The sequence below is a fragment of the Verminephrobacter aporrectodeae subsp. tuberculatae At4 genome (assembly GCF_000193225.1).
GTDB classification, from domain to species: Bacteria; Pseudomonadota; Gammaproteobacteria; order Burkholderiales; family Burkholderiaceae_C; genus Acidovorax; species Acidovorax aporrectodeae.
Map to the genome: position 1 here is coordinate 1 of NZ_AFAL01000688.1, position 6989 is coordinate 6989.

A 6989-nucleotide genomic window follows, 5' to 3' on the forward strand; every position below is an offset into this window, starting at 1 on the left:
CGGGATCGGGCGATACAGGTTGCCCAGCGGAGCGCTGCCAAAGCCGAGCGCGCTGAAGTCGAGTGGCCGTCCGCTGCGGCCTTGGTATCGTCGGCCAGGAAGGGTTGCCGGGGCTTGGCGCATCACGGATCGCTTTCCAAAAAAAACAGTGGGGAAGTATGTGGCTGCTGCCAGAGCGCATGCGATGCACGCGCGCATGCAAGGCGGCGCACGCGCACTGTATGCGCCGCGCATCCGACGCCCTGCCCGTGTTTTCCCTGGTGCGCGGAGCCCAATGGAAGTGATCCCGTGCAAGGTGGCCGCGAGCCCGAGGGCCCGGCAAGCCGCCGCCTAAAATGGCCCGATGAGCACCCCGACACCGGCCCCCGCGAGCGCAGCCGCCCCCGAAGCCGCCAAACCCGGCAACTTCCTGCGCCAGATCATCGAGCACGACCTGGACCTGGGCACCTACACCAGCCGCCGCTGGGCCGGATCGCCCGGCGACGCCACGCACCACGCCCGGGGCGAACCCGACCCCGCCCGGATCCGCACCCGCTTCCCGCCCGAGCCCAACGGCCACCTGCACGTGGGCCACGCGAAGAGCATCTGCATCAACTTTGGCCTGGCGCGCGACTACGGCGGCGTGTGCCACCTGCGCTTTGACGACACCAACCCCGAGAAAGAGGACGCGCAATACGTCGACAGCATCATCGACGCGGTGCAATGGCTGGGTTTCGACTGGCGCCAGCCAGGCAACGACCGGCCCTACCAGGCGAGCGACTACTTTGGCTTCATGTACCGCGCGGCCGAATACCTGATCGAGGCCGGACACGCCTACGTGGACGAGCAGACGGTGGAGCAGATCCGCGTCAACCGGGGCGACTTCGGCAGGCCCGGAGTGAACAGCCCCTTCCGCAGCCGCAGCCCGGCAGAAAACCTGGCGCGCTTTCGCGAAATGCGCGACGGCCTGCACGAGGACGGCTCCATGGTGCTGCGCGCCAAGATCGACATGGCCAGCCCGAACATCAACATGCGCGACCCGACCATCTACCGCATCCGCCGCGCCACGCACCACAACACGGGCGACACCTGGTGCATCTACCCCATGTACACCTACGCGCACCCGATCGAGGACGCGCTCGAACAAATCACCCACAGCCTGTGCACGCTCGAATTCGAAGACCAGCGCCCCTTCTACGACTGGCTGCTGGAGCGCCTGAGCGAAACCACGAAGCACCCCGACGGACGCACCATGGGCGGCCTGCTGCCCGGCCCGCCCCCGCGCCAATACGAATTTGCACGCCTGAACCTCACCTACGTCATCACCAGCAAACGCAAACTGGCGCAACTGGTGTACGACCACAAGGTCAGCGGCTGGGACGACCCGCGCATGCCCACCCTCGTCGGCCTGCGGCGCCGCGGCTACACCCCCGCCGCGCTGCAACTGTTTGCCGAACGCATCGGCGTGAGCAAGAGCGCCAGCTGGATCGACTACGGCACGCTCGAAGGCTGCCTGCGCGAGGACCTGGAGTCCAAGGCGCACCGCGGCATGGCCGTTCTCAACCCGGTGAAACTCGTGCTCAGCAACTGGGACGAAGCCATGGGCGCCGGCCATCTGGAGCCCTGCACCCTGCCCGCCCTGCCCCACCCGCCCGAGGGTGTGGACAACCCCATGCGCCACTTCCGCCTCGGCAAGGAGGTATGGATCGAGCGCGAAGACTTTGAAGAGACCCCCCCCAAGGGCTACAAACGCCTTTACCCGCCCCGGCCAGGGGCTGGCGGTGAAACGCTCCAGGGAAACAGGGTGCGCCTGAAGGGCGGCTACGTCATCGAGTGCAGCGGCTGCACCAAGGACGCCTCCGGCAAGATCACCGAGGTGCAGGCCCGCGTGGAGCCCCACACCAAGAGCGGCACCCCCGGCGCCGACAGCGTCAAGGTCAGGGCCGCCATCACCTGGGTGGGCGTGGCCGACGGCGTGCCGGCCGAAGTGCGCATGTACGACCGCCTGTTCCTCGACGCCCAGCCCGACGCGGGCGGCAAGGACTTCATCGAAAGCCTGAACCCCGACAGCCTGAAAGTGCTGACCGCCATCGTCGAGCCCTCGCTCGCGAACGCCAGGCCGGACGACAAGTTCCAGTTCGAGCGCCACGGCTACTTCGTCGCCGATCGGCTGGACCATCGGGCCGGCGCGCCGGTGTTCAACCTGGCTGTGGGGTTGAAGGACCGTTGGGAAAAATAACCGCACTGCCAGATGCATGGAGGATGAAAGTGATTACTGAACTCCGGCTGGAGAACTGGAAAAGCTACAAGAAGTCTTCGCTGCACATCGATCCATTGACGGTACTGATCGGGACAAACGCCAGTGGAAAATCAAATGCTCTCGACGCTTTCATTTTCCTGCACCGAATTGCATCGGGAACAATGCTTACAACAGCGTTGAAGGGAGAAGATAAAGCATTGCCAGCCATGCGGGGTGGAGTCGATTGGGCAGCCCAAAGACCATCTTGTTATACACAAGCCCCCTCGCATGAACTATGCGTTTCGAAACGCGGGTCTACCCCCCTGCGGGGGAGACAGGCGGCTTTTCCGAAACAGCTTGGCGTCGAGCAAAGCGCGCCGTCGTACTCGGCAGATCCAGCAAGGCCCCTAAAACGGCCTTGGCGGACTATTCATTTTCGGTAAACATCTTTGCGATTGCCGATGCGTATAACCAGGATGCGCAAAGCGCCGTCCTCGATGCCGGCAATTATTCGCCAATCACCAACGCGGTATTTCCAGAAGACTCCCAGCTTGGAGCCTTTGAGGGCTTCGCCAATGCTGCGCGGGTCGTCGAGCTGGGCGACTCGGCCATGCAGAAACGCCAGGATTCGGCAGGCAGATTGCTGGTCGATCTTTCCCAGCTCGCGCTCGGCCGCTGGGTCAAGCTCAACCTTCCATACCATGACGTTTCATCACTTCTTCGAGTGGCACGGTTTGGGTTTTGCCTGCCCGAATGTCGATCAGACGTCGCTCTGCAAGGTACAAATCTTCGATGTCGTCCAAGTGCTCAAGGATAGCTTCGCGAGCATAGAAAGTCTTGGTGCGCCCGGTAGCCTGCGCCAGTGCTTCAAGGCGGGCTTCCACTTCGGCGGGTAGTCGGATGGCAAGCATGTTTCGGCCCCTGTTCTGAAAACGATATACAAGTATAACGTTAACTGGAGCGACTGGAAATTGTCAGCGCGTGGCATATTGAGGACAACACCAAGGGCAACAACGCCCATTGGCGACGCCACGATAAAACATATCGCCGGGTACTACGCTTTGGCTGGATTTGAAGTTCAGATCATTACTGGAGATCAGGGATTGAAGGCATACCAACCCGCCCGGCCACCCCTCCTTCTCCGCCGACGAGGCGGTTGATTCTTGCAGTTCCCGTCCAGACAGGGCTGAGCTTCCTCCCTGAGGCCCCCTGCCTTCCCGACAACGCGACCGCGCCCTTGGACCTCGGGGCTCCATGCGAGGACACCCGACGCACCATCCCCGGGGACGCCGGCATGGATGAAAAAAAAGATTGCAAAAAACGCGGGACATGAAAAAATAGACCCAATGGCGCGCCCCACCCCCCAACCTCCCGCCTCGACGACGATGTTCGAGACCCCGGCGATGCAGCGCATCATTCGCCTCTACCCGTCGCTGTCGCGCGCGCAGCAGCGCATTGCGGACCATGTGCTGCACCATGTGTTCGACGTGGCGACGGCGTCCATCGAGGAATTGGCGCAGGCCACCGGCGTGTCGGTGGCGACGGCGAATCGTTTCGCGCGCACCATCGGCCACGAGGGCTATCCCGAGTTCCGCGCCGACCTGCTGCAAACCTTCAAGGCGGCGCTGGAGCCGGTGGAAAAGCTGCGCGCACGCCAGACCGGCGCACTTGCGCACGACACCCTGGCCACGGTGATGGCGCAATCGGCCGACAACCTGGAGGCCACGGCCCGCATGCTCAGCGCGCACACCTGCGAACAGCTGGTGCGCGCCTTGCGGCAGGCTGAGCGCGTCTACATCGTCGGCTTTGGTGGCAGTGCCTTTCTCGCCAGTTCGGCGCTCCACCATCTCGACCCCCATTGCCGCAACGCACACCTCATCGGCGGAGAGGGTGGCGGCGAGCAGGCGGTGCGGCGCATGAACAAGCTGCGCGCCAAGGACCTGGTGCTCGGCATTTCATTTCCACGCTACTCGGCCGACACCGTGCGCCTGATCGACTTTGCCCAGCAGCGGGGCGCGCTGGTGGCGGCGCTGACCGACGGGCCGGCATCGCCGCTGGTGGGCTTTGCGCAGCACGTTCTCTACGTGAAGGCCGACAGCACCCTGCTGTCGCACTCGAACGTCGCGGCGCTGGCTGTCATCGAGGGGCTTGGCGCCGCCCTTGCGCAGGAGCATCCCGACGCGCTGGCGCAGGCGCGCGATCTGACCGGGCAGCTGATGCCCTACCTCTACTTCGAACGCGCGACTGCCCCGCGCGCCCGGTCTGCCGCGCGTGCCAAACGCAAGCCCTGAATCCTCCCGATCCGACCGCCGCCCGCCCGGGGGCGACGGCCGCCTTGCGCCCGTGGTCGCCATCCATGGCGGCGCGGGAACCATTAGCAGGACCCGCATGACGCAGCAAGGCGAGCAGGCGCACGCGCAGGCCCTGCGCGACATCCTGCTGGCCACGCAAGACGTCCTGCACGCGGGCGGCAGCGCGCTCGACGCCGTGACCCTGGCCGTCCGGCTGCTGGAGGACTGCGAGCTGTTCAACGCGGGGCGTGGTTCCGTCTTCACCCGGGACCAGACGCATGAGATGGACGCCGCCGTCATGGAGGGCACGGGACTGCGCGCCGGGGCGGTTGCCTGCGTCAAGCGGGTGCGCAACCCCGTGCTCTCGGCGCGCCTGGTCATGGAGCGTTCCGAGCATGTGCTGCTGGTCGGCGAAGGCGCCGATGCCTTCGCCCAGGTCCACGGCATGGCGATGGTGCCCGCTTCCTATTTCTCCACGCCCGAGCGTTTGCGCCAATTGCAGCGTGCCAAGGAGTCGGGGGGCGCGCAGCTGCTTCTGGACCATGACGGCGCCAGCCTCGCGGATGGCGCGCAGCAGACCCCGGCGGGCGCGCCCCTCGATGGCGACACCAAGCACGGCACCGTGGGTGCGGTGGCCTGCGACGCGCAGGGCCATGTGGCCGCAGCCACCTCCACGGGCGGCCTGACGAACAAGATTCCGGGCCGCGTCGGCGACACGCCGCTGATCGGCGCTGGCTGCTATGCGGACGACGCGACCTGCGCCGTTTCGTGCACCGGCATCGGCGAGGCGTTCATGAAGGCGGTCGCCGCGTACGACGTGGCTGCGCTCATGGCGTATGGCGGACTCAGCCTGGACCACGCCGCGACGCAGGTGGTGCAGCACAGGCTCGGCCGCTTCCATGGGCGCGGCGGATTGATCGCGGTGAATGCGCATGGCGAGGTGGTGATGCCCTTCAACACCGAAGGCATGTACCGCGGCCATGCCCGGGTGGGCGCGGAGCCGGTCGTCGGCATCTACGCCTGAAACGCGGCGCAGGGGCGTAGCGCTCGCGGCGGAATCGAAAGGAACACACATGCGAATCCGGGATTGCAACTGGATGCAGATCGAGACCTATCTCCAGCGCGACGACCGCGTGGTCCTGCCCATTGGCAGTACCGAGCAGCACGCCTACCTCAGCCTGTGCACGGACGCCATCCTGGCCGAGCAGGTGGCGGTGGACGCCGCGCAAGCCATCGGGGTGCCGGTCTACCCCGCGTTGCCCTTTGGCCTTTCGCCCTATTTCATGGCGTTCCCCGGCACCGTGTCGCTGCGCGTCGAGAGTTATCTCGCGCTCATCCAGGACATGCTCGATAGCGTGGCCGCGCATGGCTTCAGGCGCATCCTGATCGTCAACGGCCACGGCGGCAACCAGCCCGCGGCCAGCCTGGCCATGCAATGGATGGCACGCAATATGCAGGTACGGGTCAAGTTCCACAACTGGTGGAACGCACCCAAGACCTGGGCCAAGGTCAGGGAGATAGACCCCGTGGCATCGCACGCATCCTGGATGGAGAACTTCAGCCACACCCGCATCGCGGGCGTGGGGCAGCCGCAGCACCAGCGGCCCATGATCGACCTGGAGCGCCTGCGCCAGATGCACCCGGGGAGGTGCGCCGTTACCTGGGCGATGGCAACTACGGCGGGCACTACCACAAGCCCGAAGACGTGATGCAGGCGCTGTGGCAGGTGGCGGTGTCCGAGACGGCAGAGGTCCTGGACGGCCCATGGCTATGACCGGCAAGGCGATGCGGGCCGTCGGCCGCCCGGAGGTGGCGTGGTGCTGAACTTCGTGCTGCGCCGCAGCGTGCAGGCGCTCGCCGTGCTGCTGCTGATGTCGCTTCTGGTGTTCGCGGCCGTGTACGCCATTGGCAACCCGATCGACATCCTGATCAATCCGCAGGCCGATCAGGCGCTGCGCGAGGAGACCATCGCGCGCTACGGGCTCGACCAGCCGGTGCTGCTGCAATACCTGCTCTTCCTGAAGAACGCGCTCGCGGGCGATTTCGGCACCTCCTTCATCTACGACACCCCGGCGCTGGGCCTGATCCTTTCCTGTCTTCCGGCGACGCTGGAGTTGGCGCTGGTCGCGATGCTGCTGAGCGTGTCGCTGGGCGTGCCCCTGGGCATGCTCGCGGGCTACCGGCCGCATGCGTTTTCGACCCGGCTCATCATGGGCGCGACGGTGCTGGGCTTCTCCGTTCCGGCGTTCTGGATGGGTCTGATGCTCATGCTGCTCTTCGCCGTGCAACTGGGCTGGTTCTCTTCGGGCGGGCGCGGCGAGACCGTCGCGCTATGGGGTGTCGAATGGTCGGTTCTGACCCTGGACGGCTGGCGCCACCTGCTGCTGCCGGCGCTCAACCTGGCGCTCTTTCGCTTGGCGCTGATCGTGCGGCTCACGCGCGCCGGCGTGCGCGAGGCCCTGCTCGCCGACTACGTGCTC

Annotated in this window: 8 protein-coding genes; 6 read left to right on the forward strand and 2 right to left on the reverse strand. The window is 65.7% G+C overall.

All coding sequences use genetic code 11. The annotated features are described in order from the left end of the window. Positions 1-343 precede the first annotated feature (343 nt). Positions 344-2218: a glutamine--tRNA ligase/YqeY domain fusion protein gene (locus VTU_RS0119095; protein WP_010107532.1), complete on the forward strand. Its 1875-nt coding sequence runs from the start codon at positions 344-346 to the stop codon at positions 2216-2218. Positions 2219-2241: 23 nt separating this feature from the next. Then, positions 2242-2661, forward strand: coding sequence for an AAA family ATPase (locus VTU_RS35725; protein WP_369021524.1), 420 nt, complete (start codon positions 2242-2244; stop codon positions 2659-2661). On the opposite strand, the gene VTU_RS0119100 is transcribed toward VTU_RS35725, so the two are convergent. Next, positions 2649-2921: a type II toxin-antitoxin system RelE family toxin gene (locus tag VTU_RS0119100; protein ID WP_010107535.1), complete on the reverse strand. Its 273-nt coding sequence runs from the start codon at positions 2919-2921 to the stop codon at positions 2649-2651. The genes VTU_RS35725 and VTU_RS0119100 overlap by 13 nt on opposite strands. Continuing rightward, positions 2905-3129, reverse strand: coding sequence for a type II toxin-antitoxin system RelB family antitoxin (relB, locus tag VTU_RS31905; protein WP_010107537.1), 225 nt, complete (start codon positions 3127-3129; stop codon positions 2905-2907). The genes VTU_RS0119100 and relB overlap by 17 nt, the downstream gene beginning before the upstream one ends. A gap of 435 nt (positions 3130-3564) precedes the next feature. Here relB and VTU_RS0119110 point away from each other — a divergent pair, with 435 nt between their 5' ends. The 4 genes from VTU_RS0119110 to VTU_RS0119125 form a co-directional block, all read left to right on the forward strand. After that, entirely contained in the window at positions 3565-4509 is a 945-nt protein-coding gene (locus VTU_RS0119110; protein ID WP_010107539.1) for a MurR/RpiR family transcriptional regulator, read from the forward strand. Positions 4510-4561: 52 nt separating this feature from the next. Further along, positions 4562-5533 (forward strand): isoaspartyl peptidase/L-asparaginase family protein, encoded by a 972-nt coding sequence (locus tag VTU_RS0119115; RefSeq protein ID WP_029554554.1) that lies wholly within the window; start codon positions 4562-4564, stop codon positions 5531-5533. Positions 5534-5582: 49 nt separating this feature from the next. Further along, on the forward strand, positions 5583-6218 hold the full coding sequence (locus VTU_RS28730; RefSeq protein ID WP_010107542.1) for a creatininase family protein: 636 nt from the start codon (positions 5583-5585) through the stop codon (positions 6216-6218). A 105-nt stretch (positions 6219-6323) separates the two neighbouring features. Beyond that, positions 6324-6989 (forward strand): ABC transporter permease (locus tag VTU_RS0119125; RefSeq protein ID WP_010107545.1); only part of this gene is annotated, 666 nt, incomplete at its 3' end.